Genomic DNA, 25,674 nt, shown 5'->3' with positions numbered 1-25,674 from the left:
TGATGCAGGTCAACGCTGCCGGTCAACGAGAGCCACCGGGCGGTTCGTTGTCCTTCCAGGGCGCCGATAGATAACGTGTGCGGTTGAAGGTTTCCAGCCATTCAGGACAGAACACCACCAACGCACTGATCACCATGCCGTTGATAAACGCCTCGGGAAAAATGATCAGCCAGAGGTAGCCAATAAAATCCTCCAGCCACTCCGGCATCGCAAAACGCCCGTCGAACCACAACAGCGCCAGACTCGCCAGCAGACACAGGAGTGCCGCCAGGGCGGCGGCGAAAAACCCGGAGCAGAAGATATACACAAAGGGATTTTTCGGTTGTGCGCGCTCCACGACCATCGCGCACACCTCGGTCACCAGCACCGGCAGCAGGATCAGCAGCGCGCCATTGACTCCCAACGCGGCGAGGTCCTGGCGTCCGAGCAGCACCAGGCCGAGCTGCGCCACCAACCCACCGACGATCGCCAGCGGCCAGTCCAGCAACAGGGTGACCGCGGTCAGGCCGATAAAGTGGTAGGACACCCCCGTATCGAAATCCCGTCGCACCAGCCAGAGCAGGAACAACGCGAATACCGTGCCGAACAACAGGTGCTGGCGCCGACTGTCGGTAAACAGTTCGACCCAGGGCGAACGCCAGATCGCCCACAGCAGCACCGGCAGATAAACCAGCCAGCCGATGATCAGGCTCTCGGGCGACAGCAATTGCGCGCCGATCATAAGGACCTCTCCGTCACACCCGGAACTCCCCGTCCGTATAGGTCCTACAGTCTACACCGAGCCTCGCGACAGCCCGCCCCGACAAAATCCGTACACCACTTCCAGCAGTCATGGTTTCGACGCTAAGCTTGGGCCATGGACGACTCAGACTTCTTACGCTTGCTGACCATCCAGGCCGAGCAAGCCAACACGTTTCTTTCCAATGCCCGCAAATGGGAGCGTGAGCGTTGGGTCTGCCAGCGCCTCCTGCAAGGGCTGAACGTGCCTTACCGTAACGAAGACTTCCACCCCGCCGGCCAGGAACCACCGGACGTGCTGTTTCGCGATGCGTGCTTCGAAGTGTTTTTCGTCCTCGACGAAGGCCGCCGCCTCAACGATGAATGGCGCGAAGAACTGCAGCGCCGACGCAGCGCGTTTTCCCTGAGCCAACTGGTACGCCGCGAGGCCAGGCCCAAGCGCATCCCCGCCTCGGAGCTGCTGCAACGCCTGGCACCGACCCTGCGCAAGAAAGCCCACAACTACAAGGAGCGCGGCCTGGACCTCGGCGAGCTGGACATCATCGCCTTCGCCAGCCTGAAACGCGAAGTGCTGGACCTCAACAGCCACTTCCCACCACCCACCGAATACCTGCGCCAGGGCTGGCGCTCGCTGTCGCTGGTGGGCCCGACTTTCGCCCGGGTCCTGTTCGCCCATCCCGACGCCCCGGACTTCCTGCGCGGCAACCTGGGACGCAGCATTGTCTTCGATGTCGGCATCAGTCTGTGAGCCATGGTGTAAGCTCCTATCCTGTAGCGTTTACCTATCCAGTTACGTCTACCTGACGAGGCCTTTCATGAGCAGCCGCCTGAACCCGGACGACCAGAAGCATGTCGAACAGTACCTGCAGCTTTCCCAGCACCAAGTCGAGCGCCGGCCCTTCCGGCCGTGGATGCTCCTGGTGGTAGTGCTGGTCGTGGTGATCGGCCTGGGTCTGTTGAGCCGCCTCCTGAGTTATCTGGCGCTATGAGCTGCCTCGCGCTCGCCCGGATAACGCAAGCACAGATTTCCTTCAGCCTTGTGAGATATCCCCATGAACCATCGTATCGTGATCGTTGGCGGCGGCGCCGGCGGCCTGGAGTTGGCGACCCGCCTGGGCAAGACCCTGGGTAAACGCGGAACGGCCAGCATCGTGCTTGTCGACGCGAACCTGACGCACATCTGGAAACCGCTGCTGCATGAAGTAGCCGCCGGTTCCCTGAACTCTTCGGAAGACGAACTCAATTATGTTGCCCAGGCGAAGTGGAACCACTTCGAGTTCCAGCTCGGGCGCATGAGTGGGCTCGATCGCGCCGGAAAAAAGATTCAGCTGGCCGCGACCTATGATGAAAACGGCGTGGAACTGCTACCGGCCCGCGAACTGGCCTATGACTCGCTGGTGATCTCCGTCGGCAGCACCACCAACGACTTCGGCACCCAAGGCGCCGCCCAGCACTGCCTGTTCCTCGACACCCGCAAGCAGGCCGAGCGCTTCCACCAGCAACTGCTCAATCACTACCTGCGCGCCCATGCCGGGAACATCGACGCGCCCGAGCAAATGATCAGCGTGGCCATCGTCGGCGCCGGCGCCACTGGCGTGGAACTCGCCGCCGAACTGCACAACGCGGCCCATGAGCTGGCGGCCTATGGCCTGGACCGGATCAAGCCGGAAAACATGCATATCACCCTGATCGAAGCTGGACCACGGGTGTTGCCCGCCCTGCCCGAGCGGATCGGCGGACCGGTGCACAAAACCCTGGAGAAACTCGGCGTCCGGGTCATGACCAACGCCTCGGTCAGCGAAGTGACCGCCGAAAGCCTGGTCACCGCGGATGGTCAGATCATTCCGGCGAGCCTCAAGGTCTGGGCGGCCGGGATCCGCGCGCCAGGTTTCCTTAAGGATATCGACGGCCTGGAAACCAACCGCATCAACCAGCTCCAGGTGCTGCCGACCCTGCAGACTACCCGCGACGAAAACATCTTCGCCTTTGGCGACTGCGCGGCCTGCCCGCAGCCGGGTAGCGACCGCAATGTGCCGCCGCGGGCACAGGCCGCGCACCAACAGGCGTCGTTGCTGGCCAAATCGCTGAAGCTGCGAATCGAAGGCAAGACCTTGCCGGAGTATCGTTATACCGACTACGGCTCGCTGATTTCGCTGTCGAAATTCTCCGCCGTCGGCAACCTGATGGGTAACCTGACGGGAAGCGTGATGCTGGAGGGCTGGCTGGCGCGGATGTTCTACGTGTCGTTGTACCGCATGCACCAGATGGCGTTGTATGGCACGTTCCGTACCTTGATGCTGATGCTGGGGAGCCGGATCGGGCGTGGGACGGATCCGCGGTTGAAATTGCACTGATAGATCGTGTGCCCTCACGAGCAACGTGAGGGCATATGGCTTTGCTTACTGGGCGCCAGCATTTCCCCGGGGCATCACTTATAAACGTCGACGCACTAGTGGCGGCTGACTCATCAATTTTTTATCAGACAGGACTCTCCATCAATTACGGCTGTCAGCGACCTGAAATTCCAAGCCAGCCCTTATCAATCCATATTCAGGAGTAATGAGCGGCCTCCAGTCCAGAAACATCTGCGCCTTGCTGGAATCGACAACCAATGACCCGCACAGCTGGCTATAAATCGCTTCTTTTCCCAATAACCTGGCCCCCCAATGCAACAGTTTGTCTGGCACGAACAGCAAGCGAGGCTTGCGGCCCATTCCATCAGCCAGATAATTGATGATGCTCGGTGTGGACACATCAACACCATCAGAAATCAGAAAGACTTCGTTAGCAGCACGAGGATGCTGGACACAATGAGCGATAAAATCAGCCACATTCTCCAACGCGACCATGCTGCGCCGATTCTCTATGGAAGCAAAAGGCAAGGGCACCCCACTCGCCACCAACTTGAGCAACCGCTGAAAATTTCCGGGGGCCCGTCCAGAGTAAATCAAGGGTGGCCGGATAATCACCAACTCCATCGATCGATTGTCCAGTAAGGACGTCAGCTGCACCTCTGCTCGCCACTTCGAAATAGCATAATCAGCTCCGGGAGCCGGAATCGAGGACTCGGAAAAACTCGAGCCCGGCAGGGTAGCTGTGCCGTTAACACCGATGGAGCTGATAAAAATGAAACGTCTGACTCCCGCATCCAAAGCCTGACGAGCAAGCTCCACCGTGCCCTCTACATTGGCTGTCTCGAAGAGACGGCGCAACTCCGCCCCTTGTTGTCCGACACGATGGGCAATACCGGCAGTGTGAATAACGGTATCAACCCCCTCAAGCAGCAGAGTCCAGTCAGCTCCCGGTCCCAAGTCGGGCGATTTCACCCAAGGTGAGGGTAACGCCTCAATTGAACGAACACATGCAATCACTTCCAGCGCTCTTTGCTGGCAAGCCTGCACCACCTGAAGTCCTAAAAAACCATTGGCACCAGTGACTAAAACCTTCATGAGGGTCGCACCTTCATAATGGTATTTATACAGGTAATGAATTTTTCGAGTGCTTTAGCCTCCGAGTACTTATCTTGTAATACCTTTCGGGAGCGGCCAGACATAAGTGTCAAATCCTGTTGACAGACATGATCAATAAGAGCGGCGAGAGCTACAGGGTCAGAGGCATCACAATGCCATCCGATCGAATCATCATTTATCATCTGCGCAATTTCAGCCTGACTGTCCATGACGGCTAATAACGGCTTGTCTGCCGCCATGGAAAAATAGGCTTTACTTGGCACCCCCAACCCCAACATTCCCTGCTCCAAGGTGATCAACGCCACATCACAAGCAGCTAAACCCTTGCTCTTTTCACTCTGACTGACAGTTCCGATATATGCAACATCATGTCGTCCATTGCATTCTATAAAAGACCTGAGAGTCTCAACCGCTGCACCATCGCCAATAAAAAGAAATACCGCACGTCGATCTGACACTAAACGGATAGCCGCAAGAAGGTTATCTACACCTTGAACCCTGCCGATATTTCCAAAAAACTGAAAGACCACCTTGTCTTTCCAACCCAACCGATCTATCAGCTCAGAATTATCACGTGCTTCCAATACCACATCCTGATCACTTACCCAGTTCTGGATAACTGTGATATCTACACGAGCCTCTATCTTTTTTGAAACGAGCTTTTTCATGTCGCGACCAATAACAATAATATGATCCGCTCGCGAATAGATAATAGAAAATAACCAGGATAATATTGAGTATATCAAGCTGTTTTTTTTCAAAATTCCTGCCGGAACAAGATTTTCAGGGAAAACATCATGAACCAGCAAACACCAACGAAATCCAAGCAGCCACTTCAGAACAGGGAGAAGCATGAGTAAAAGAGCCGGATTGGTTCCGGAGAGAACTACATCATTGCGACGAACGTGACGGGCTATATGATACAAAAAACGAATGCAGTACTGAAGCTGTCCCAGTAACCGCGAAAAAAGTCGATTTTTATTGAAGTTTACCGACTGAAACTCGACGTACTCGACTCCTGAGACAGCACTTTTACTTTTCTCCGAAGCTATTGAAACAGGAGCAATGACTTTGACCCCTCCGTAAGTCAATCCGACCCGATCAATAACCTTTGACCAGAAATAGCCTGTAGAGTTTTGAGCCGAATAAACATATTCAGAAACTACAAAAACCTTGTTCATTTCAGACTCACCAACTCACCAAGGCTCAGTACTGTTTCCAAACGGTACGCATCACATAATCACGATAGCTATGGATAATTCGTACTACCTTTTCTGCCACATTAGGCATACTGTAGTCGGCCACCAGGCGCAGCCCCCTCTCTTCGCCCCGAGCCTGGAACTCCAAGATCTGAAGTCCTTGCATGGCACGCTCGACCTCCAGGCCTACCATCATCACCGCAGCCTCTTCCATTCCTTCAGGCCGTTCGTGAGCCTCTCGGATATTGAGTGCCGGAAAGTTCAAAACCGACGACTCTTCATTGATGGTACCACTATCGGATAATACTGCCTTGGAGCAAAGTTGCAGCTTGTTGTAGTCCTTGAATCCCAACGGCTTGAGCAAGCGCACATTCTCGTGAAACTTCACCCCCATGGCATCCACACGCTTCTGCGTACGCGGGTGAGTAGAAACTATCACGGGAAGGCCATAGTGTTCAGCTACATTATTGAGAATATCGACCAGTTTGAGAAAGCTCTTGTCGGAGTCGACATTTTCTTCACGATGGGCGCTGACCACGAAAAATTTCCCGACCTCCAGTCCGAGGCGCTGCAGCACGTCAGAGCCCTCAATACCCTCGCGATAATAACTGAGCACTTCAAACATTGGGCTACCGGTCTTGATAACCGTATCGGGTGACAACCCCTCACGCAGTAGGTAGTCGCGAGCAATACTGCTATATGTCAGATTGATATCCGCTGTGTGGTCGACAATCCGTCGATTGATCTCTTCTGGAACCCGCATGTCGAAACAGCGGTTACCTGCCTCCATGTGGAAGGTCGGGATCTTGCGACGCTTGGCCGGGATAACCGCCATACAGCTATTGGTATCACCAAGCACCAACAACGCCTCGGGCTTGACCTCTGCCAGCACACGATCCACGGCAATGATCACATTACCGATAGTTTCGGCACCAGTGGCACCTGCGGCATTGAGGAAGTGATCGGGTTTTCGAATACCCAGATCCTGGAAAAAAATCTCATTCAGTTCGTAGTCATAATTCTGCCCTGTATGCACCAATACGTGCTCACAGTACTCATCGAGCTTTGCCATCACACGTGACAAACGAATGATTTCTGGTCGGGTCCCGACAACAGTAACAACTTTCAATTTTTTCATTGCATTCTTTCCTGCATGCTACGCTCAGGCTTCAGTGCCAACATCTCGCGTATAAGTATCCGGATGTTCACGATCAAAAATTTCGTTGGCCCACAACATGACAATCATTTCATCTTCACCAACATTGGTGATGTCGTGACTCCAACCCGGAACAGTTTCAACTATCTGTGGCTGCTCCCCAGTAGTGAAAAGCTCATAAAACTCTTCTGAAACAATATTCCGGAAACGAAAACAGGCCTTCCCCCGGATGACCAGAAATTTTTCTGTCTTGGAGTGGTGGTAGTGCCCGCCACGTGTGATTCCAGGGTGCGCGGTGAAAAAAGAAAACTGCCCGGAATCCCGAGTCTTGAGCATTTCCACAAAGACGCCACGCGGATCCCCGTACTTGGGAACGCTATAAGCAAAGCTCTCCGGCGGCAAGTAACTCAGATAGGTAGAATACAACGCTCGAACCAATCCCACCCCTACGGGCTCGGTGATCAGCGTCTGACGGCTGCTCCGAAACGCGTTCAATTGTTCGGCCAACTCGCCTACCGTGATGGTGTACTGTGGTTCGACACTGACGAATGATGTGCCTCTCCGCTCACCATCCATCAGAGCGACAAAGCTGCGGATCACATCGTCAATATAAACGAGGTTGATACGAGCATTTGGATCATTGATCTGGATAGGCAAGTCACGGGCAATATTGTGGCAGAAGGTTGCCACCGCAGAGTTGTAGTTAGGACGAGACCACTTACCGAAAACATTTGGCAGACGGAAAATATGTACAGGCACCCTGTCCTCGGCAAGTGCCAATAGTAATTGCTCAGCTGCACGCTTGCTATTGCCGTAGGGATTATCCAGTTCCGCCTGGCTCGATGACGCATACAACACCGGGATCCGCCGACCTGAAGCCTTGACCGCCTCACACAATGCCTTGGTCAGATCAGTGTTGCCAATGCGGAACTCCTGAGGGTCTTGTGGCCGATTTACGCCAGCGAGATGAAAGACACAGGACGCCTGCCTTACCAAGTCCGGCAGGCTGTCTCTTGGGTCATCACGTGTAAAACGCAGTACCTCAATATCGGCGCGCTCATTGAGGTGCGCAATGAGATTCTGGCCAACAAACCCATTAGCACCAGTGATCAGGACCTTCATGCTCACTCCTCAGGCGTTGCGTGTTCGCCTCGTTGAATGGCACGCATAAAGTCCAATTTCAACAGTAATCTCTGCATGCCAGCAACATCCAGGCGCTCGGTATTGTGCGAATTGTAGTCTTCAGTTCGGGATATCTTGGTTTCTCCCTGCTCGACAAATTTGGCGTAGTTAAGATCACGCAAATCCGGGGGAACACGGAAATAATCCCCCATATCTTCGGCGCAAGCCATTTCCTCACGGCTGAGCAAGGCCTCATAAAGTTTTTCACCGTGCCGGGTGCCAATCACCTCGATTGGGTGCTCAGGCTTGCCAATCAGCGCCGTCAGCGACTGGGCCAATGTTTCGACTGTCGCAGCCGGTGCTTTCTGCACAAACAGATCACCACTGTTTCCGTGTTCGAATGCATAAAGTACCAGGTCCACGGCATCAGCCAAAGTCATCATGAAGCGCGTCATGTTAGGGTCGGTGAGTGTGAGCGCCTTGCCAGCACGAATCTGCTCGATAAACAGCGGGATCACAGAACCACGAGAGGCCATGACGTTACCATAACGGGTACCGCAAATGACCGTCTTGCTTTCGTCAACGTTACGGGATTTGGCCACCATGACCTTCTCCATCATTGCCTTGGAGATTCCCATAGCATTGATTGGATAGACAGCCTTGTCCGTGCTCAGACACACGATTCGCTTGACCTCATTCTGGATAGCGGCCTCAAGCACATTCTCAGTCCCCAGGACGTTGGTCTTGACCGCCTCCATAGGATGGAACTCACAGGATGGCACCTGCTTGAGCGCGGCGGCGTGGAAGATATAGTCCACACCACGCGTGGCGTTCAGCACGCTCTGATAGTCACGGACGTCGCCAATATAGAACTTCAGCTTGGAACTGGCATAGCGCTTGCGCATGTCATCCTGCTTCTTTTCGTCACGGCTGAAAATCCGAATCTCAGCGATGTCGGTATCAAGGAAACGCTTGAGGACCGCATTACCGAAAGACCCCGTACCTCCGGTTATCAACAAAACCTTGTCTTTAAAAAGCATGCTCTCACCAGGTAAATTCAGCCACAACGACTGCTCAAGAAACGGAATATTTTAACTTCTGTTCGCTGCAAAGCAAGTTAATTGAGTAGAATGCCAAGAGAAAAACCGTCGAAAATGCATTAGAAAATGCGTTGGTAAAAAAAATCAACCCTGTACATGCCAATGCCCCCAATGTCCCCAAGCGAATTAACAGCATCATAAAAGGAAGTAAAAACAGCCATCCCAACCTCATCAAAAGATAGGACACTGAATTATGCCATTCACCACCATCAAAAAATGAATTGACCATAGTATCACTCGAACCAAACTCCCCACCCCAAAGGCCTGCATTATTAGCGGCCAACAGCATTGGCTCAAGCCTGACTCTCAACGGGCCGTCCTCACCGAAAGCGTCAAGAAATCTTTCCACCCAAGAAACATCTCGAAAAAACAAAAGCAAAAGCACTGCAACGACAACGGCTGAAACCGCGAATAAAACCCTCTTAAAATTTTCTCTAAGTCTGCCACTCGCATTCAGATAAAAAGCAAATGAAAAAATAGAAGCGGCCAACCCCATTGAAGATGTTGAAAGCACCAGCGCCCCAACCAAGAGCAACTGCTTTACATAATTCCGTCGTAAAGCAAAAAAAAATAATGCAGGAATAACATATATAGAAAAATAACTCGGCTCCCTAAAAACGCCACCGGTTCTAAAACCCTGAATCGCATGATCAAGAACCTCAACCGTATCACCCTCATAAGTAGGCCATGGCAACATCAAAGTAAAACCTTGATTAAAAATATAATAAACCATGACTTGCACAACCAGAAACACCGAAAAAATCAATGAAAGAGATAAATAGGATCGCAAAAAAAACGCATACAATTCCTCCCTCATAGACAATAAAAAACACGGCAAGGCCAGAAAAAAAGCAGCTCTAAAAAAACTTGCAGAAACCTCACTCTTCATCAACAAAAAAGCCAACGAGACAAAGACAACTACAAAACAACTAAAAATCACACCAAGAAAAAAATAACTCAATCTTAAATATAAAAGGCACCCAAAAAATGCGACAATACAAAAAACATCACCAACACTAATCATGCCCTCAAAAACATAATTTGAAAAGAGTGGCGCCAGGGCCAGCAGGAGCACCAGTAACCGTAGGTACAAGCTATCCAATAACAATGGCATAGGCCCTCCTATCAAGAGCAAAAAAATACATGCGGCATCACGAACCTAACAACCTGCGCGCCAGAAAAATATTCGAGAGCCCTGCCAAAAGACGCTGGCTAGTTACTTTAGACCTCAAAACGGCCATTCAGGAACGCTTTCGCCCTTTCGCTAATCAACCTGAAGTGAGCCTGGTGTTCCTCCACGTTCAACTTGGCTGCCTGCACCGACCGAAAAACAGGAAGTACATTCAAAAGAAGCCTGAGCAAGTACGCAAAATAATTAAGATTCAGAATAGTTTTTAGGGCTTTATTATCAAGACCATAACAGTAAATTCTATTTCTCAAAAGAAACCGATTCAACCACCCCTTTTCCATTGAAAGCATATAATTAAAAACTTTCAACTTATCCAGATCAAAATCCGAGCCTCTGACAAGGTATGTCGAACCTGATGTTCGACGATAATAAACATAGACCTTACGAGACTGATAAAAATCAACATCACTATATGATCCAGCAATCTTTACCAGCATTGGAAAATCTTCAGTGACACTATATCCCTCAATAAAACCTGAAAGCTCTTTATTCAACAAGAATTTCTTATTACAAAACAAATTTGGCGTATTTATACTTCCTATATTCCTCAAACGCTCAATAAATGGCTTACCCTTATAAATAATTTCTGTAGCCAAAATATGAAATATCGTTGATCGCGACTCAATGATATTACTATCAATCAACAACAGTGGAAGCCCTGAAAAAAAATCGTGCGAAGACAACTGCGAGGCTTCTTCGAAGAGATTCACACAAGAATATACATCATCACCAGCAGTTATCTTGAACAGCTCACCCTCAACCAACGGCCAAATTCGAGTATAATTAAAACACGTGCCATTATTTGTCCCATCACCTAAGATCTTCACGTCACAAAACAAATCGCCATAAACTGATAACCAGCGATTTACCAAAGCGATGGTTTGGTCCCGGGAGCCATCATCAGCAACAATCAAGCAAAAATCATATGCATCTCCATAGCTTTCTATTAGAAACCTTATACTTTCAAGGTGCTCAACAATATATAGCTCGTGATTAAACGTTAAAACAGCGAAAGTAAATTTTTTCTTAATCACAGCCGAGCACCTTTTATAATTTTCTTTACCAAAACCCTATATAAAAATATGAAAGCCTTGAACCCAATCATTCTGAAACCCAAAACAAAAAACTCAAATTTCCATTTTAAACCGTATTTTCCAACAGATAAGGATTCGCTTGCGATTCCTCGCCGTGAAAGATCTATCGAAATATTATACTTCTTTAAAACTGGGGAAATAACATTCAACACCCATTTCCCTCGACGAATAGCTCCGCCAAGGGTGTAATTATAGACAAATGTATTTTCCCTCCCTATTTGAGCGCAGTAGAATAAATCACCGCTACCATAGGTCCGACCGCTACCGAAAAACTCCCACGCCCATGGCGAGTCAAGATTCCCCGTAAAGTCGATAAGCCGCTTGACCCTCCAGATAGCAGGAGCGGAATTCAAGCGATAATCATTCCTGCTTCCGACCAACTCAAACCCTTCAAGAGATTTTTCGCGGTTATTAGCACCCGGAATATTGCTAAAATAATAAACAGCAACTTCGTGGCGTTCTTTCATATCACGAATACAATTAATTAAATTAAGCTGATTAACCGGGGCTTCTAAAATAAAATCGTCAAACAGGGTAATAACGAAATCAGTTTCCACAAGCGATAGTGCTTGACGCAGCCGCCACCCCCAAGGCCGTAAAGCATCGGTGGCTGATAGCTCTAATGTGCATAGTTGAAGTCCATCAAAGCTGAAGCTCTTCCGCTCTGTATTCAATATTATTTTACAGCCACAATCCGGCCACATTTCCACAAACGAACAAAAAAATGGCAGCCAAACATCTTCATAACTATCACATGAATTAACAATGATTGTGCAGTCTGTTTCGATCGCCCCATCAATACTATTAACCATAACGCTCCCCATAAATATCAGACTGGATATAACTAGTGGGCAGAGCCGCACACTGCTTCGTAAGAGCCATGCCTTACGATGATCCCGTCTTCAATTTCGATGACCGTGTCGCATGCTTTCAGGGTATTCAGCCGATGCGCAATCACAATCAGTGTTATATCGTCTCCCAGCCCATCAACGGCGCGCATTACTTCCAGCTCAGTCTTGCTGTCCAAGGCACTGGTAGCCTCGTCCAAAACAATGACTTTTGCATCTTTATAAAAAGCACGGGCAATTGCGATACGTTGACGCTGTCCACCAGACAGAAAAACGCCTCGTTCTCCAACCGGAGTATCATAGCCAGCGGACCATGACTCGATCACATCGGACATCTGTGCCTTGGCGGCAGCATATCGAACACGATCGAAGTCTATATTCTCGTATGGCACCCCAAAAGCAATATTTTCAGCCACTGAGGCATCAGATAGAAATATTTGTTGTGGCACATGGGCTATGTTCCCTTGCCAGTTCCGACTATTGCCTGCGCTTACCTTAACACCGTCAACCAAAAAATCTCCCTCCGTAGGTGTCAATAGCCCCATCAAAATATCAATCAAGGTACTTTTCCCACTACCAGTTGCGCCCATCAGTCCAATTCGACTGCCTTTCGAAATGTTCAAACTGATGTTTTTCAGCACCCATTGAGCATCGTCTCGATAGCGATATGATACTGAATCCAAAGAGAGGCAATCATCAAACCCCATGGGGATTCGCGCTGATTCCACTTCAACTTGATCGTTCTTATGCGGAAGAAGATTCAACACATCTCGCAGGGAGTCTTGCGCTCCACTGATGCATGCCCAAGCGGCATAGGACTGCTGCAATACGGGCAACAGCCGTTGTGCCGCGAGCGCCAGAGCGCCCAACATAGGAATCGATGCAAGTAACCCCCCAGGCATCTGAGCAAGCCAGTAAGCAAAAACCGCGACCATCAACATACCAAATGACTCTATAGCGAACCGTGGTGAGTTTGCAATAATCTGAATATTGGCTTTTGCACGACGCAGTTTGTAATCGGCGCTACTGAAGTCTTTACGATAAGTCCTCTGGGAGGAATCAATAATTACATCCCTAATCCCTTCAAGACTCTCACTCAAGAGCTTTAGAAGCCTGTCAGAACTTACACTCACCTCATAACTATCTTTTTTTAACTGCTTCCTTGTTATTAACACGACAGACAAATAAACCCCACCAAAACTAGCAAATGCAAGAAATGCTACCATGGGCGAAATTGCAAGCACAATCACAAGTATTGCCAGCATCATAAAAACTGAGCTAACAATTGTCAAAACTGGAAACAGGAACTCACGAACGACAGTATCTACCTTATTAAATATCGCCGTTATGATTTCGCTACTATTTCGAGAGACATGTTTGCTATAAGGTTGATAAATTATCGCTTTATACACATTCCCTGATAGATCCCCCCCCACCGCGGAACTTAATCTATTTTGAGCCCACATCAAAATAAAACGGCTGACACCGGAAAAAATAGCGGCAGCGGCAAAAATAACAGTCAGAGGAAGCAAGAGCCCACCAGCAGAATCTATATTTAAGGCTTTGAGCATGCTGCCGGCCAATGGCTGATTCAGAATTTTCTCGGGGTTAATTAAGACAGCCAGAAATGGAACTATCGCACCGATGCTGAGTACCTCTGCGAACGAAGCGATCACCATAAGTCCGAGTATTACGAAAAACTGCAGCTTTCTTTTAAGTGTAAAACACTTCCAAAGACGGCCTAACAACTGAATCATTGATTCACTCTTCGCAGGAAAAATTATTAACGGCTGTAATGACTTGATCGATTTCAATCGAAGTCATATCAGGCCCCATTGGCAAACTCAGAACTTGCTTATGGATAATTTCAGTTAGCGGATAGCTTTCTCCATTAAACTCTTTATAGGCCTGTTGTTGGTGGGCCGGAATAGGATAATGAATAATAGTCTGAATACCTTGATCACTTAGGTGGCGCTGCAACTGGTCACGCTGCTGGCATCGAATAACGAACAAATGCCATACATGGCTGTCTAGTGATAAGGGAGAAGCATCACTCGGCAATGGTAAGACTATAACCGGATTGTTGATCCCTTCCATGTACATCTGCGCAACTTTTCTGCGTCGAGCCGTTTGCTCGTCGAGATATTTGAGTTTGACGTTCAGCATGGCGGCCTGGATCTCATCCAGACGGCTGTTCACTCCGCGATAAAGATTTTGGTATTTTTCATGGGAGCCATAGTTACGTAGCGCAATCAACACTTTTGCCAGTTCATCGTCATCGGTAGTAATAGCTCCCGCGTCGCCCAAGGCCCCGAGATTCTTCCCAGGGTAAAAGCTGAAGCCTGAGGCATTTCCCCAGCTACCCGCTCTACGACCATTCAGGCTTGCTCCATGGGCTTGAGCGGAGTCCTCCAATATAAGTAGGCCATTTCGCCGGGCCAGAGATATCAATGCGGGCATGTCGGACAACTGTCCGTACAGATGGACCGGCATGATGACACGTGTTTTAGAGGTAATTGCTGCCTCGGCATTATTAGGACACAGATTATAACTCGCCGCGTTTGGCTCGACTAATACTGGTATCAGGCGATTTTCAGTGATAGCAAGAATGCTTGCTATGTATGTATTAGCAGGAACAATTACTTCATCGCCATCCTTGAGCAGCCCCAACTCTTTCCAAGCGCGTAATGTCAAACTCAAAGCATCCAGGCCATTGGCAACACCAATGCAGTGCCTGCTGCCGCTGTAAGCAGCAAACCGCTCTTCGAAAGCCGAAAGCTCTTGACCACCAATATACCAACCCGAATCGATGACACGAGTACAAGATTCAATCAACTCATCGCGTATCGTTGAGTTTATTTTTTTCAAATCAAGAAAGCTGATCATTTATCCAGATACCTGATAATTCTTGCAGGATTGCCAACCACAATAGCACTATCGGGAACATCTTTTGTTACCACAGCCCCCGCCCCGACCATTGCGTTGCGACCTACGGTTATGCCTGGTAGTAGTGTCGCATTAGCCCCAATACTCGAACCGGCCTTAAGAGTTATCCCTTGGAAAGCGTCGGGATAGATCTTTGACCTAGGCATAGAATCGTTGGTGAAAGTAGCATTAGGGCCAATAAATACGTTATCCTCTACTCGAGTACCGTCCCATAAAAAAACTCCAGACTTCACGGTAACGTTATCACCAATTACAACGTCACCCTCGATCAAGGTATGAGCACATATATTACAATTACTACCAATTACCGCACCTTCAAGAACAACGCTATACTGCCATATACGTGTCGCACTACCGATATTTATACTTTTGACGTCCGCAAGGGCATGAATACTACTCATAGCCGACCAATCCTATAAAATCATTGTAACTTCTTATATAGTCAGACTCATCATAGTGCTCGCTGGCCAGCACCAATAATATGCAATCATCGCTGAAATCATGCATCTCTCGCCAGACCATGCTCTCAATCAGCAGTCCCCTGGTTGGACTGTCCATCCAGGTTTCTTCACGCGCAACACCATTATCAAGAACCATACGAAACTTTCCAGAAACACAAATGGCAACTTGTTTCAAGTTACGATGCGCATGAAAGCCTCGACTGACACCTTCGGCCGTTCGATATATATAATAAACACGTTTGATATCAAACGGTATTGCTTTTTCCATACCGATTTCGAGAGCAACCAAGCCACCTCTCTCATCACCTAAACTAGGGAAATCAATCCATTTGATCAGACTCACTTTATATGCTCCGCTATTCGAAAGTTTTCATTGGCGCTATTCTTTAACTCTATTTTTTTTGCCAAATCCACTTTCATTTCTCCCGAACAAATCTCTGGCAATTACGACAATCACACCTACAGCACCGCCCAGAAAAGCACCCAAAATAAAAATCAGTATCTTTCTTGGCCTGATCGGTGTATCAGGCACCACCGAAGCCCTCTCGACACGATAAAGACCCGATTCATCATAACGGTGAACAAGTCCCATGCCAGTCATAAATTCATTAATTTCCACAGCTGTAAGCGCCGCAACATAGTGCAAATAGGCATCCAGAGCGGGCTTTAGCTTCAAACGATCGACTCCGCTCACCGTTAGCATCACGCTGTTGCAGGCCATTCTTCTATCTGGCAAAGTGATGCTTTTACAACGAAGCCTATCCTCTGATACGTGAATACTCAATAACTCTTCAGCTTGCGAATTTCTCTCTTTAAATTTCTGTACCATGGCCTCTGACATAAGATTTCGTTTGAGAACTTCAGTTGCTCCCTCCGAAAACTCTAGTGCCTGAGCCAGAAGCGCATTGCTATCCCTTGCTATTTTAGTGTCGGATACCTGAACCAGATCACCCAGGCCAGCTATAGAAGGCGGAATTATTAATACAGATGTTTGGTACACGGGTTTTATTGAATAAGCAGCAGTGGCAGCAATGATAAATCCGGAAATAACAAATGATAATATCAGTGCTTTTTTTTGCCAAAAATATTGAAACAACTCAGAAAAGTTAATTTCCTCCATTTTATATATTTCAGGAGTCGTTTTTGGCTCGTTACGCTGGGTACTCATGAATCGCGGCATCTCCATTCCACAGATCAAAACCTGAAGCATACCACTGAAGGGTCAGAGTTGCCCGGCGGACCGCCAAACGCCCCCCCACTCCGAGGCATTCTCGCACGCACCCGCTCAAAAAGACGGCACCAGCTCCTGAAGACACAATTTATTCGCAGGGAGGGCGCCAACCCTAAAAGTCACGCTCAGCATCGAACCACCCCGCGATGACTCGATTACACATATCAAACGCTCGCCGATACAAGCTCAGCAGCTCATATGATAGAGAGCCGGGCCTCCATCTTACAGATCACTTCGTCTAATTCGATAGATTCATACGGACTTTATGTCTGATATCAAAAAAACGACTCCGCCACCCACGATGAGAACTTTTACATGAATGATACCAATTTTGTAGCTAACCATATGATACAAATGGAAAAACTATAGATTCTCAAGATGTGATGCAGCGCCGCATCCAGCAAATGATAGAGCACAGACAGCCTCTTTCGAGTCTCATCGCTGCCCCTGGATCGCAATCTTTAACGCCTCCCCGAACCGTGGAGATCACGTCCTCATGCGATTATCCCGCTGCCTCGCTTCAATCACAAACGGTTTCGGGAACGCCATAATTTCTTCAATGCTGTTGCCTGTGAAGGCCTGACTTGAATCTAAAACGCGACAGTGCTCCTGCTGCAACAATGTTTCACAAGGACGGAAGCAAAGGAGGCTTGAACGTGGGGTAATGGGATAAATAGGCTGTCATCCCACCTGACTTATTGAATTCAACCGCAAAAAAAAGCACCCTTGCGGGTGCTTTTTTTTTCTGAATATGGTCGGGGTAAGGGGATTCGAACTCCTGACATCCTGCTCCCAAAGCAGGCGCGCTACCGGACTGCGCTATACCCCGGTAAAAAAAAGGCACCTTTTAGTTTTGAAATTAAAAGGCGCCTTCTTCGATCAGCGCTTTTGGCCTCTGATCTTAAGATTCGATTCCAGCGCTAACTGGTTTCAAAAATGGTGGGTCGTGTGGGATTCGAACCTACGACCAATTGGTTAAAAGCCAACTGCTCTACCAACTGAGCTAACGACCCAAAAATGGTCGGGGTAAGGGGATTCGAACTCCTGACATCCTGCTCCCAAAGCAGGCGCGCTACCGGACTGCGCTATACCCCGGTTTGAAATTGGCTCCGTGACCAGGACTCGAACCTGGGACCCAATGATTAACAGTCATTTGCTCTACCGACTGAGCTATCACGGAACTACATATTTCAAGTTACAACTCTTACATCCAACGCTCACTCCCATCGCTGGAAGCTTACTCTTCGACTCGTTCGCATCGCTGCGTTCGTGTGTCTGAGGCGCGCTATTCTACAACCTTAAACCACCCTGTCAACCCCCTAAATTGCTTTCAAGACAATGATTTGCAATCTTTTTTCAGGAATTCCCCTGGGGAGGGAAATCCGGGGTGACCGTACTGCGGGGCGCACTTTACAAGCCTTTTTCTTTGAGTTCAACGCCCTACCGAAAAAAAGCTTTCCGAAATCCTGTGGGAGCCCGCTTGCCGGCGATAGGGCCCATGAGCCCTGCATCGTCCTTGCGCACGCCATCGCCGGCAAGCCAGTTCCTACAAGTGATCGCGGACCTCAGGCAAAGACGATCTCATCGTTTTCCACCGTACCCGTAACGCTCGCCCCGGGGACAAAGCGCCCCGACAGGATCAACTGTGCCAACGGGTTCTCGATCCAGCGCTGGATGGCCCGCTTGAGCGGCCGCGCACCATAGACCGGGTCGTAACCGACGGCGATCAGCTTGTCCATGGCCTCGGCGCTCAACTCCAGCTTCAGCTCGCGCTCAGCCAGGCGTCCACGCAGGCGGCCCAACTGGATCTCGGTGATACCGGCGATCTGATCCCGCGCCAACGGCTCGAAGATCACCACTTCGTCGACCCGGTTGATGAACTCCGGCCGGAAATGACTACCCAGCGCATCCATCACCGCTGCCCGCTGCGCCTCACGATCGCCCACCAGCTCCTGGATCTGTACCGAGCCCAGGTTGGAAGTCATCACGATGACCGTGTTGCGGAAATCCACGGTACGACCATGGCTGTCCGTCAGGCGACCGTCTTCCAGCACCTGCAGCAAAATGTTGAACACATCGGGATGGGCCTTCTCGACCTCGTCCAGCAGGATGACGGAGTAAGGCTTGCGGCGTACCGCCTCGGTCAGGTAACCGCCCTCTTCATAGCCCACATAGCCCGGTGGCGCACCGATCAGGCGAGCCACGGAGTGTTTCTCCATGAACTCGGACATATCGATCCGCACCATCGCCTCTTCGGTGTCGAACAGGAATTCGGCCAGGGCTTTGCACAGCTCGGTCTTGCCCACGCCGGTCGGGCCGAGGAACATGAACGAGCCGCTCGGCCGGTTCGGGTCGGACAACCCGGCACGGGAACGCCGTACCGCATTGGCGACGGCCACTACCGCTTCCTCCTGACCGATAACGCGCTGGTGCAGCAGGCTTTCCATCTTCAGCAGCTTGTCGCGCTCGCCTTCGAGCATCTTCGACACCGGAATACCGGTCCACTTGGAAACGACCTCGGCAATTTCTTCCTCGGTCACCTTGCTGCGCAGCAACTGGTTTTCGCTCTGGCCATGCTGGTCGACCATCTGCAGGCTGCGCTCGAGGTCCGGGATCACCCCGTACTGAAGTTCGGCCATGCGATTGAGGTCACCCTTGCGGCGGGCGGCTTCCAACTCCTGGCGCGACTGCTCGATTTTCTGCTGGATCTGCGCAGAACCCTGCACTTCGGCTTTTTCCGAAGTCCAGATTTCTTCCAGGTCGGCGTACTCGCGCTCCAGACGGACAATTTCTTCCTGGAGTTTTTCCAGGCGCTTGATCGCCGCCTCATCGTCTTCCTTCTTCAGCGCCTGGGATTCGACCTTGAGCTGAATCAGGCGACGCTCCAGGCGGTCCAGCACTTCCGGCTTGGAATCGATTTCCATGCGGATGCGGCTGGCGGCCTCATCGATCAGGTCGATGGCCTTGTCCGGCAACTGGCGATCGGTGATGTAGCGATGACTGAGCTTGGCCGCGGCAATGATTGCGCCATCGGTGATCGCCACCTTGTGGTGAACCTCATAGCGTTCCTTCAGGCCGCGCAGGATGGCAATGGTGTCTTCCTCGCTCGGCTCGTCCACCAGGACCTTCTGGAAGCGCCGCTCGAGGGCCGCGTCCTTCTCTATATACTGGCGATACTCGTTGAGCGTGGTCGCCCCGACGCAGTGCAGCTCGCCGCGGGCCAGCGCCGGCTTGAGCATGTTGCCTGCATCCATCGAGCCTTCGCCCTTGCCGGCGCCGACCATGGTGTGCAATTCGTCGATGAACAGAATGATCTGCCCTTCCTGCTTCGACAGCTCATTGAGCAGCGACTTCAGGCGCTCTTCGAACTCGCCCCGGTACTTCGCCCCGGCAATCAGCGCCCCCATGTCCAGCGACAGCAGGCGCTTGCCCTTCAGGCCGTCGGGCACTTCGCCATTGATGATGCGCTGGGCCAGGCCTTCGGCGATCGCGGTCTTGCCCACGCCGGGCTCGCCGATCAACACCGGGTTGTTCTTGGTCCGCCGTTGCAGCACCTGGATCGTGCGACGGATTTCGTCGTCACGACCGATCACCGGATCGAGCTTGCCCTCTTCGGCACGCTTGGTCAGGTCGACGGTGTACTTGTCCAGGGCCTGGCGCGACTCCTCGACGTTGGCGTCATTGACTGCCGCGCCACCGCGCAGGTTGGTGATCGCGTTCTCCAGGGCCTTCTTGCTGACGCCCTGGCCCAGCAGTAACTTGCCAAGCTTGCTGTTCTCGTCCATGGCGGCGAGCAGCACCAGTTCGCTGGAGATGAATTGATCGCCCTTCTGCTGGGCCAGCCGGTCAGCCTGGTTCAACAGGCGCGCAAGATCCTGCGACATGTTCACGTCGCCGGTGGGATTCTGGATTTTCGGCAACTGGTCGAGCTCCTTGCTCAACTCCTTGCGCAGGCTGTTGACCTCGAAGCCTACCTGCATCAGCAGGGGTTTGATCGAACCACCCTGCTGCTCCAGCAACGCCTGCATCAAGTGGGCGGGCTCGATAGCCGGATGATCGAGGCCTACGGCCAGGGACTGGGCATCGGACAATGCCAACTGCAATTTGCTGGTCAATCGGTCTATACGCATTTTTCACCTTCCTTTTGAGCAGGCCGGAGCGATGGACACACCTGAATGAAGAAACCTGCCAGATGCCCCTATAGATGCGGTCGATTCTGGGAGTTTCAAGCGTCGGACAATTGACGCAGATCAGGAGAGTCTAGCCTTCGAGCCAGATCAGGGAAGCAAAACGACCGGTGCGCGGGCTGCGCCGATAGGAATAGAAGCGCGGATCGGAAACCGTGCAGAAGCCGCCGCCATGGACCGCCGTGATCCCCCGTGCCGCCAGACGCAGGCGGGCCAGGGCATAGATGTCCGCCATGAAGCGCCCGGCGTTGCGGCTGGGAACAAAGGCATCGCTGGTTTGGGGATGGCTCGAGACAAAGGCTTCGCGGACCTCGGCCCCCACTTCGAAGGCCTGCGGGCCGATAGCCGGGCCGAGCCAGACCAGAATCTCCGAGGCGGGCACGTCGAGGCTATCGGCGGTCGCTTCCAGCACTCCCGCCGCCAGGCCGCGCCAACCGGCATGGGCCGCCGCCACACGGGTACCGGCACGATCACAGAACAGCGCCGGCAGGCAATCGGCGGTCATCGCCGTGCAGGCAACCCCCGGTGTCGCAGTCCAGCTGCCATCGGCCTCGGCGGTCACCGCCGGATCGGCCTCGACCACCACCACCCCATGCACCTGGCGCAACCAGGCCAGACGGATATCGAAGGCGCTATTGAGACGTCGACGGTTTTCCGCGACCGCCAGCGGATCGTCGTCGACATGATCGCCGAGATTCAGGCTATCGAACGGTGCCAGGCTGACACCGCCCGCCCGGGTAGTGACACAGGACCTGACCCTTGCCGGCGCAGGCCAGTCGGGAATCAGGAAGTCACTCACCCGATGAACGCCTCGCGATCCTGCTTGAGCAGCGACAGCAACCAGACGAAGTCGTCCGGCAGCGGCGATTCCCAGCTCATGCGCTGACCGGTCGTCGGATGGTCCAGTTCCAGGAAGCGTGCGTGCAAGGCCTGGCGCGGGAAGTTCTTCAACGACTCGACCATGGTCATGCTTGCGGCCGGCGGGATGCGGAAACGTCCGCCGTAGGCCGGATCACCGACCAACGGGAAGTTGATGTGAGCCATGTGCACACGGATCTGGTGGGTACGCCCGGTTTCCAGCTTCACCCGGACGTGGGTATGGGAGCGGAAACGCTCGAGCACGCGATAGTGACTCACCGCCTGCTTGCCGCCTTCCATCACCGCCATGCGCTGGCGCTGCTGGCCGTGCCGGCCGATCGGCGCGTTGATCTTGCCACCCGCCGTCACCACACCGATCACGATGCACTCATAGATGCGGCTGACGCTGCGGCTCTGCAATTGCGTGACGAGCTGCGTCTGCGCCTGGATGGTCTTGGCCACGACCATCAGGCCGGTGGTGTCCTTGTCCAGGCGATGCACGATGCCCGCGCGCGGCACATTGATGATATCCGGCACGTGGTGCAGCAAGGCATTGAGCAGGGTGCCATCGGCATGCCCGGCAGCCGGGTGCACCACCAGGCCCGCGGGCTTGTTGATGACCAGGATATCGTCGTCTTCATAGACGATATCGAGCTCGATGTCCTGGGCGATCCATTCGCCCTGGGCCTCCTGCTCGGCGGTCAGCTCGAGGATGGCGCCGCCATGGACGATGTCTCGCGGGCGGATGACCGCTCCATCCACAGTCAGGCGGCCGTCTTTGATCCAGGCGGAAAGGCGCGAGCGCGAGTGCTCGGCGAATAGTTGTGCGGCGACTTGATCGAGGCGTTGGCCGCCCAGTTCGGACGGCACCTCTGCGCGAAGTTCAATTTTATCGGACATGCTCGGACTAGGCGTCGGCACAGCCTTTGGTTTCGGCTGCGCGCTTGTGGTTAAATACGGCGTCTTTTGCCCCGAGGCTTTCAACGGGGCACTCATCATAACAGGACGGCCCCGCCCAAGACAGCGGCCGTCATAGGGACGCAAGCCGCCATGCAAGTGAAACACCTGCTGCTGATCGCCATCCTCGCACTGACCGCTGCTTGCTCATCGAAGGAAGTCGTTGACGAAAACCTGAGCGAAGTCGAGCTGTACCAGCAGGCGCAGGCCGACCTGGACAACCACAGCTATACCAGCGCCACCGCCAAGCTCAAGGCCCTGGAGTCGCGCTATCCGTTCGGCCGCTACGCCGACCAGGCCCAGCTCGAACTGATCTACGCCAACTACAAGAACGCCGAGCCGGAAGCGGCCAAGTCCGCGGCAGAGCGTTTTATCCGCCTGCACCCGCAGCACCCGAACGTGGATTATGCCTACTACCTCAAGGGCCTGACCTCTTTCGACCAGGACGTGGGCCTGCTGGCGCGCTTCCTGCCGCTGGACATGACCAAGCGTGACCCGGGTGCCGCCCGCGACTCCTACAACGAGTTCGCCCAGCTCACCAGCCGCTACCCGAACAGCCGCTACGCGCCGGACGCCAAGCAGCGCATGATCTACCTGCGCAACCTGCTGGCGTCCTACGAGATCCACGTGGCCGACTACTACCTGACTCGCCAGGCCTACGTCGCCGCGGCAAACCGCGGTCGCTACGTGGTGGAGAACTTCCAGGAAACCCCTTCGGTCGGTGACGGCCTGGCGGTGATGGTCGAGTCCTACCAGCGCCTGCACCTGGATGAACTGGCTGCCAGCAGCCTGGAAGTCCTGAAGGCCAACTACCCGAATCACCCGAGCCTGGTCGACGGCCAGTTCGTGCCACGCGTCGCCGAGGCGGACAACCGCTCCTGGCTGAGCAAGGCCACCCTGGGCCTGATCGAATCCCGTCCGCCGCTGCCACCGGGAGAAACCCGCGCCAACCAGGACGTGCTGAAACAGTTCCAGGATGCCAAGGATGCGATCCCGTCAGACCTGAAGCCGACCGAAGGCGATGCCGTTGAAGAAGAACAGCATGAAGCCGAGGGCAGCAACAGCAACCGTTCGTGGTTCAGCTACATGACCTTCGGTGTGTTCGACTGAGTCGTGGGAGCCGGCTTGCTGGCGATAGCGGTGTGACATTCACCGCTATCCTCGCGCAAACAGCGACATCTGTTCAAAAGAGAGCCCTTATGGGCTCTTTTTTTTATCTTTGGCCCGGCCCGCGGTAATTGCTCTGTGCGCCCGTCATGAGCTTGGCTAAACTGCCGGATCACTCGCCGAATAGCTGGTCGCCATGGTTCGTTTACTGTTCTGGATTGCTCTGATCGCTGCCGCCGTATGGTTCTGGCGCAAATTCAAACGGGCCGAAACCGCCGCCCGCCCCTCCGACGAGCTGAATGCCCCGCCCATGGTACGTTGCGCGCACTGCGGCGTGCACCTGCCTCGCGACCGCGCCCTGAGCCAGCAACAGCAGTGGTATTGCAGCCAGGCCCATCTCGAGCAAGGCCCGGGCGCTCGTGACCGCTGAGACCCTCAGTCTCGAAGGCTCCCAGGCACAACGCCTGCTGCGGCTCTATCACCTGTATCGCCTGAGCATCGGCGTGGCCCTGGTCCTGCTGATTTCCAGCAAGATGGACGACAAGTTGCTGGAGCTGGCCGACGGCGAGCTGTTTCGCACCGGCAGCTGGATCTACCTGATCCTGAATATCCTGGTAGTGGTGCTGCTGGAAAACCCCAAGCGCCAGGCCCAGGTCTTCAGCCTGGCGCTGGCCGACGCCATCATGCTCTCCGGCCTGTTCTATGCCGCCGGCGGCACACCCAGCGGGATCGGCAACCTGCTGATCGCCTCGGTGGCGATCAGCAACGTGCTGCTGCGTGGTCGTATCGGCCTGTTGATTGCCGCCGTATCGGCCATCGGCATTATCTACCTGACCTTCTACCTGAGCTTCAGCCGCCCGGCAGCCGCCAACTACTACGTACAGGCCGGGCTGCTCGGCGCCCTGTGCTTTGCCGCGGCGCTGCTCGTCCAGGGCCTGACCCGCCTGCTGATCGTGAGCGATACCCTGGCCGAACAGCGCGCCAGTGACGTGACCAACCTCGAAGCGCTCAATGCACTGATCCTGCAACGCATGCGCACCGGCATCCTGGTACTCGATGCCGAGTACCGCGCCCAACTGGCCAACCCCAGCGTCCTCGCACTGCTGGGCCAGACCGATGTCATCGGGCAATCGATCGAAAGCTGCTCGCCAGAGCTGATCGCCCGCCTGCGCCTGTGGCAAAGCAATCCCACGTTGCGCCCGCAAAGCCTGAAAATCGCCGGTGGCAGCGCCGTGCTGCAGCCCGCGTTCATCGCACTGCAGCGTGGTGAGCAACAGCAAACGCTGGTTTTCCTCGAGGACCTGTCGCAGATCGCCCAACAGGCCCAGCAACTCAAGCTCGCCGCCCTGGGCCGCCTGACCGCCGGTATCGCCCACGAAATCCGCAACCCCCTGGGTGCCGTCAGCCACGCCGCCCAGCTGCTGCAGGAGTCGGAGGAACTGCAAGGTCCTGACCGGCGTCTCACGCAAATAATCCAGGATCAGTCCAAGCGCATGAATCTGGTGATCGAGAATGTACTCCAGCTGTCCCGCCGGCGACCCGCCGAACCGCAGTTGCTCGACCTGGGCACCTGGCTGGAGACCTTTGTCAGCGAATGGCGCGAACGGGCCCGACCGAACCAGCAACTCCACCTGGAGATCGGCAGTGCCTGGCTGCAAACCCGCGCCGACCCGCTACAGTTGACACAGGTATTGAACAACCTGCTGGAAAACGGCCTGCGCTACAGTGCCCAGTTGCATGATCAGGCCGAGGTCTGGCTGAAGCTGTCGCTGGAACAGAAGAATGAACTGCCGACCCTGGAAGTACTGGATAATGGCCCCGGCGTCGCCCCCGAACAGCTGCAGCACCTGTTCGAGCCGTTCTTCACCACCGAAAGCCAGGGCACGGGCCTGGGCCTGTACCTGTCCCGCGAGTTATGCGAAAGCAACCAGGCCCGCCTGGACTACTCCAGGCGCCAAGGCGGCAGTTGCTTTCGCATCACCTTCGCTCACGCACGCAAACAGAGTTGAAC

At 53.2% G+C, this 25,674-nt stretch carries 23 protein-coding genes and 4 tRNA genes; 6 read left to right on the top strand and 21 right to left on the bottom strand.

From position 1 onward, the window contains the following. Window positions 1-22: 22 nt before the first annotated feature. On the bottom strand, window positions 23-721 hold the full coding sequence (locus tag HX881_RS09350) for an energy-coupling factor ABC transporter permease (RefSeq protein WP_017123505.1): 699 nt from the start codon (window positions 719-721) through the stop codon (window positions 23-25). A gap of 135 nt (window positions 722-856) precedes the next feature. Between HX881_RS09350 and HX881_RS09345 the strand changes: the two genes are divergently transcribed. The 3 genes from HX881_RS09345 (at window position 857) to HX881_RS09335 (ending at window position 3,092) form a co-directional block, all read left to right on the top strand. Then, window positions 857-1,486 carry a DUF1780 domain-containing protein gene (locus HX881_RS09345; RefSeq protein WP_042934238.1) on the top strand — a complete coding sequence of 210 codons (630 nt, stop codon included), beginning with the start codon at window positions 857-859 and terminating at the stop codon, window positions 1,484-1,486. Between the two features lie 67 nt (window positions 1,487-1,553). Then, window positions 1,554-1,727, top strand: a complete 174-nt coding sequence (locus HX881_RS09340) for a DUF3094 family protein (RefSeq protein ID WP_017123503.1) — start codon at window positions 1,554-1,556, stop codon at window positions 1,725-1,727. Between the two features lie 63 nt (window positions 1,728-1,790). After that, the gene (locus tag HX881_RS09335; RefSeq protein WP_017123502.1) at window positions 1,791-3,092 is read left to right on the top strand and encodes an NAD(P)/FAD-dependent oxidoreductase; all 1,302 of its coding nucleotides are present in this window, start codon (window positions 1,791-1,793) and stop codon (window positions 3,090-3,092) included. A gap of 141 nt (window positions 3,093-3,233) precedes the next feature. Here HX881_RS09335 and HX881_RS09330 read toward each other — a convergent pair whose 3' ends face one another. The 20 genes from HX881_RS09330 to rluD all read right to left on the bottom strand — a co-directional run bounded on the left by HX881_RS09330 (window position 3,234) and on the right by rluD (window position 22,499). Then, window positions 3,234-4,187 carry an NAD-dependent epimerase/dehydratase family protein gene (locus HX881_RS09330; RefSeq protein WP_177055189.1) on the bottom strand — a complete coding sequence of 318 codons (954 nt, stop codon included), beginning with the start codon at window positions 4,185-4,187 and terminating at the stop codon, window positions 3,234-3,236. Continuing rightward, a complete protein-coding gene (locus HX881_RS09325; protein WP_177084070.1) occupies window positions 4,184-5,389 on the bottom strand; it encodes a glycosyltransferase family 4 protein in 1,206 nt (401 codons plus the stop codon). The genes HX881_RS09330 and HX881_RS09325 overlap by 4 nt, the downstream gene beginning before the upstream one ends. Window positions 5,390-5,414: 25 nt before the next feature. Further along, a complete protein-coding gene (wecB, locus tag HX881_RS09320; RefSeq protein ID WP_177084068.1) occupies window positions 5,415-6,545 on the bottom strand; it encodes a non-hydrolyzing UDP-N-acetylglucosamine 2-epimerase in 1,131 nt (376 codons plus the stop codon). Between the two features lie 24 nt (window positions 6,546-6,569). Beyond that, window positions 6,570-7,685 carry a UDP-2-acetamido-2,6-beta-L-arabino-hexul-4-ose reductase gene (wbjC, locus tag HX881_RS09315; RefSeq protein WP_177084066.1) on the bottom strand — a complete coding sequence of 372 codons (1,116 nt, stop codon included), beginning with the start codon at window positions 7,683-7,685 and terminating at the stop codon, window positions 6,570-6,572. Window positions 7,686-7,687: 2 nt separating this feature from the next. Then, on the bottom strand, window positions 7,688-8,725 hold the full coding sequence (locus tag HX881_RS09310; RefSeq protein WP_177055197.1) for a polysaccharide biosynthesis protein: 1,038 nt from the start codon (window positions 8,723-8,725) through the stop codon (window positions 7,688-7,690). A gap of 34 nt (window positions 8,726-8,759) precedes the next feature. After that, window positions 8,760-9,899 (bottom strand): hypothetical protein, encoded by a 1,140-nt coding sequence (locus HX881_RS09305; RefSeq protein ID WP_177084064.1) that lies wholly within the window; start codon window positions 9,897-9,899, stop codon window positions 8,760-8,762. 107 nt (window positions 9,900-10,006) lie between these two features. Beyond that, window positions 10,007-11,008, bottom strand: coding sequence for a glycosyltransferase family 2 protein (locus tag HX881_RS09300; protein ID WP_177084062.1), 1,002 nt, complete (start codon window positions 11,006-11,008; stop codon window positions 10,007-10,009). Further along, a complete protein-coding gene (locus tag HX881_RS09295; RefSeq protein WP_177084060.1) occupies window positions 11,005-11,880 on the bottom strand; it encodes a hypothetical protein in 876 nt (291 codons plus the stop codon). Before HX881_RS09295 ends, HX881_RS09300 begins: the two co-directional genes overlap by 4 nt. A gap of 32 nt (window positions 11,881-11,912) precedes the next feature. Continuing rightward, on the bottom strand, window positions 11,913-13,673 hold the full coding sequence (locus tag HX881_RS09290) for an ABC transporter ATP-binding protein (RefSeq protein WP_218171633.1): 1,761 nt from the start codon (window positions 13,671-13,673) through the stop codon (window positions 11,913-11,915). A gap of 4 nt (window positions 13,674-13,677) precedes the next feature. Then, complete coding sequence (locus tag HX881_RS09285) at window positions 13,678-14,802, bottom strand: DegT/DnrJ/EryC1/StrS family aminotransferase (RefSeq protein ID WP_177084058.1); 1,125 nt, start codon at window positions 14,800-14,802, stop codon at window positions 13,678-13,680. Next, entirely contained in the window at window positions 14,799-15,263 is a 465-nt protein-coding gene (locus tag HX881_RS09280; RefSeq protein ID WP_177084056.1) for an acyltransferase, read from the bottom strand. The genes HX881_RS09285 and HX881_RS09280 overlap by 4 nt, the downstream gene beginning before the upstream one ends. Beyond that, on the bottom strand, window positions 15,256-15,666 hold the full coding sequence (locus HX881_RS09275) for a WxcM-like domain-containing protein (protein ID WP_177084054.1): 411 nt from the start codon (window positions 15,664-15,666) through the stop codon (window positions 15,256-15,258). Before HX881_RS09275 ends, HX881_RS09280 begins: the two co-directional genes overlap by 8 nt. 36 nt (window positions 15,667-15,702) lie before the next feature. After that, complete coding sequence (locus HX881_RS09270; RefSeq protein ID WP_177084052.1) at window positions 15,703-16,491, bottom strand: Wzz/FepE/Etk N-terminal domain-containing protein; 789 nt, start codon at window positions 16,489-16,491, stop codon at window positions 15,703-15,705. An 815-nt stretch (window positions 16,492-17,306) separates the two neighbouring features. Continuing rightward, window positions 17,307-17,383 (bottom strand) — tRNA-Pro (locus HX881_RS09265). A 108-nt stretch (window positions 17,384-17,491) separates the two neighbouring features. After that, window positions 17,492-17,567, bottom strand: a tRNA-Lys gene (locus HX881_RS09260). A 5-nt stretch (window positions 17,568-17,572) separates the two neighbouring features. Next, window positions 17,573-17,649: transfer RNA gene (locus tag HX881_RS09255), tRNA-Pro, on the bottom strand. Between the two features lie 9 nt (window positions 17,650-17,658). Next, a tRNA-Asn gene (locus tag HX881_RS09250) sits at window positions 17,659-17,734 on the bottom strand. 385 nt (window positions 17,735-18,119) lie between these two features. Continuing rightward, window positions 18,120-20,684: an ATP-dependent chaperone ClpB gene (clpB, locus tag HX881_RS09245; protein ID WP_042934230.1), complete on the bottom strand. Its 2,565-nt coding sequence runs from the start codon at window positions 20,682-20,684 to the stop codon at window positions 18,120-18,122. A 130-nt stretch (window positions 20,685-20,814) separates the two neighbouring features. After that, a complete protein-coding gene (gene pgeF / locus HX881_RS09240; RefSeq protein ID WP_177084050.1) occupies window positions 20,815-21,540 on the bottom strand; it encodes a peptidoglycan editing factor PgeF in 726 nt (241 codons plus the stop codon). Then, complete coding sequence (gene rluD, locus HX881_RS09235; RefSeq protein WP_042934227.1) at window positions 21,537-22,499, bottom strand: 23S rRNA pseudouridine(1911/1915/1917) synthase RluD; 963 nt, start codon at window positions 22,497-22,499, stop codon at window positions 21,537-21,539. The genes pgeF and rluD overlap by 4 nt, the downstream gene beginning before the upstream one ends. A 150-nt stretch (window positions 22,500-22,649) precedes the next feature. Between rluD and HX881_RS09230 the strand changes: the two genes are divergently transcribed. The 3 genes from HX881_RS09230 to HX881_RS09220 all read left to right on the top strand — a co-directional run bounded on the left by HX881_RS09230 (window position 22,650) and on the right by HX881_RS09220 (window position 25,672). Further along, window positions 22,650-23,666, top strand: a complete 1,017-nt coding sequence (locus tag HX881_RS09230; RefSeq protein WP_017123477.1) for an outer membrane protein assembly factor BamD — start codon at window positions 22,650-22,652, stop codon at window positions 23,664-23,666. A gap of 193 nt (window positions 23,667-23,859) precedes the next feature. Next, the gene (locus HX881_RS09225; RefSeq protein WP_177064949.1) at window positions 23,860-24,093 is read left to right on the top strand and encodes a PP0621 family protein; all 234 of its coding nucleotides are present in this window, start codon (window positions 23,860-23,862) and stop codon (window positions 24,091-24,093) included. Next, on the top strand, window positions 24,083-25,672 hold the full coding sequence (locus tag HX881_RS09220; protein WP_017123475.1) for a sensor histidine kinase: 1,590 nt from the start codon (window positions 24,083-24,085) through the stop codon (window positions 25,670-25,672). Before HX881_RS09225 ends, HX881_RS09220 begins: the two co-directional genes overlap by 11 nt. Window positions 25,673-25,674: the final 2 nt, after the last annotated feature.

The organism is Pseudomonas gingeri (assembly GCF_013386115.1).
Lineage (GTDB): Bacteria > Pseudomonadota > Gammaproteobacteria > Pseudomonadales > Pseudomonadaceae > Aquipseudomonas > Aquipseudomonas gingeri.
The sequence above is the reverse complement of the archived record's forward strand: the minus strand, read 5'-3'. Positions and strand labels throughout refer to the sequence as shown.

What these genes read in the sequence shown, in the direction of transcription:
- wbjC (WP_177084066.1), bottom strand. Translation starts at nt 7,685, where the DNA reads ATGAAGGTCCTGATCACTGGTGCTAATGGGTTTGTTGGCCAGAATCTC.
- HX881_RS09345 (WP_042934238.1), top strand. Translation starts at nt 857, where the DNA reads ATGGACGACTCAGACTTCTTACGCTTGCTGACCATCCAGGCCGAGCAA.
- HX881_RS09330 (WP_177055189.1), bottom strand. Translation starts at nt 4,187, where the DNA reads ATGAAGGTTTTAGTCACTGGTGCCAATGGTTTTTTAGGACTTCAGGTG.
- clpB (WP_042934230.1), bottom strand. Translation starts at nt 20,684, where the DNA reads ATGCGTATAGACCGATTGACCAGCAAATTGCAGTTGGCATTGTCCGAT.
- HX881_RS09270 (WP_177084052.1), bottom strand. Translation starts at nt 16,491, where the DNA reads ATGAGTACCCAGCGTAACGAGCCAAAAACGACTCCTGAAATATATAAA.
- HX881_RS09335 (WP_017123502.1), top strand. Translation starts at nt 1,791, where the DNA reads ATGAACCATCGTATCGTGATCGTTGGCGGCGGCGCCGGCGGCCTGGAG.
- HX881_RS09350 (WP_017123505.1), bottom strand. Translation starts at nt 721, where the DNA reads ATGATCGGCGCGCAATTGCTGTCGCCCGAGAGCCTGATCATCGGCTGG.
- HX881_RS09295 (WP_177084060.1), bottom strand. Translation starts at nt 11,880, where the DNA reads ATGGTTAATAGTATTGATGGGGCGATCGAAACAGACTGCACAATCATT.
- HX881_RS09305 (WP_177084064.1), bottom strand. Translation starts at nt 9,899, where the DNA reads ATGCCATTGTTATTGGATAGCTTGTACCTACGGTTACTGGTGCTCCTG.
- wecB (WP_177084068.1), bottom strand. Translation starts at nt 6,545, where the DNA reads ATGAAAAAATTGAAAGTTGTTACTGTTGTCGGGACCCGACCAGAAATC.
- HX881_RS09325 (WP_177084070.1), bottom strand. Translation starts at nt 5,389, where the DNA reads ATGAACAAGGTTTTTGTAGTTTCTGAATATGTTTATTCGGCTCAAAAC.
- HX881_RS09225 (WP_177064949.1), top strand. Translation starts at nt 23,860, where the DNA reads ATGGTTCGTTTACTGTTCTGGATTGCTCTGATCGCTGCCGCCGTATGG.
- HX881_RS09340 (WP_017123503.1), top strand. Translation starts at nt 1,554, where the DNA reads ATGAGCAGCCGCCTGAACCCGGACGACCAGAAGCATGTCGAACAGTAC.
- HX881_RS09280 (WP_177084056.1), bottom strand. Translation starts at nt 15,263, where the DNA reads ATGAGTAGTATTCATGCCCTTGCGGACGTCAAAAGTATAAATATCGGT.
- rluD (WP_042934227.1), bottom strand. Translation starts at nt 22,499, where the DNA reads ATGTCCGATAAAATTGAACTTCGCGCAGAGGTGCCGTCCGAACTGGGC.
- HX881_RS09285 (WP_177084058.1), bottom strand. Translation starts at nt 14,802, where the DNA reads ATGATCAGCTTTCTTGATTTGAAAAAAATAAACTCAACGATACGCGAT.
- HX881_RS09310 (WP_177055197.1), bottom strand. Translation starts at nt 8,725, where the DNA reads ATGCTTTTTAAAGACAAGGTTTTGTTGATAACCGGAGGTACGGGGTCT.
- HX881_RS09230 (WP_017123477.1), top strand. Translation starts at nt 22,650, where the DNA reads ATGCAAGTGAAACACCTGCTGCTGATCGCCATCCTCGCACTGACCGCT.
- HX881_RS09290 (WP_218171633.1), bottom strand. Translation starts at nt 13,673, where the DNA reads ATGATTCAGTTGTTAGGCCGTCTTTGGAAGTGTTTTACACTTAAAAGA.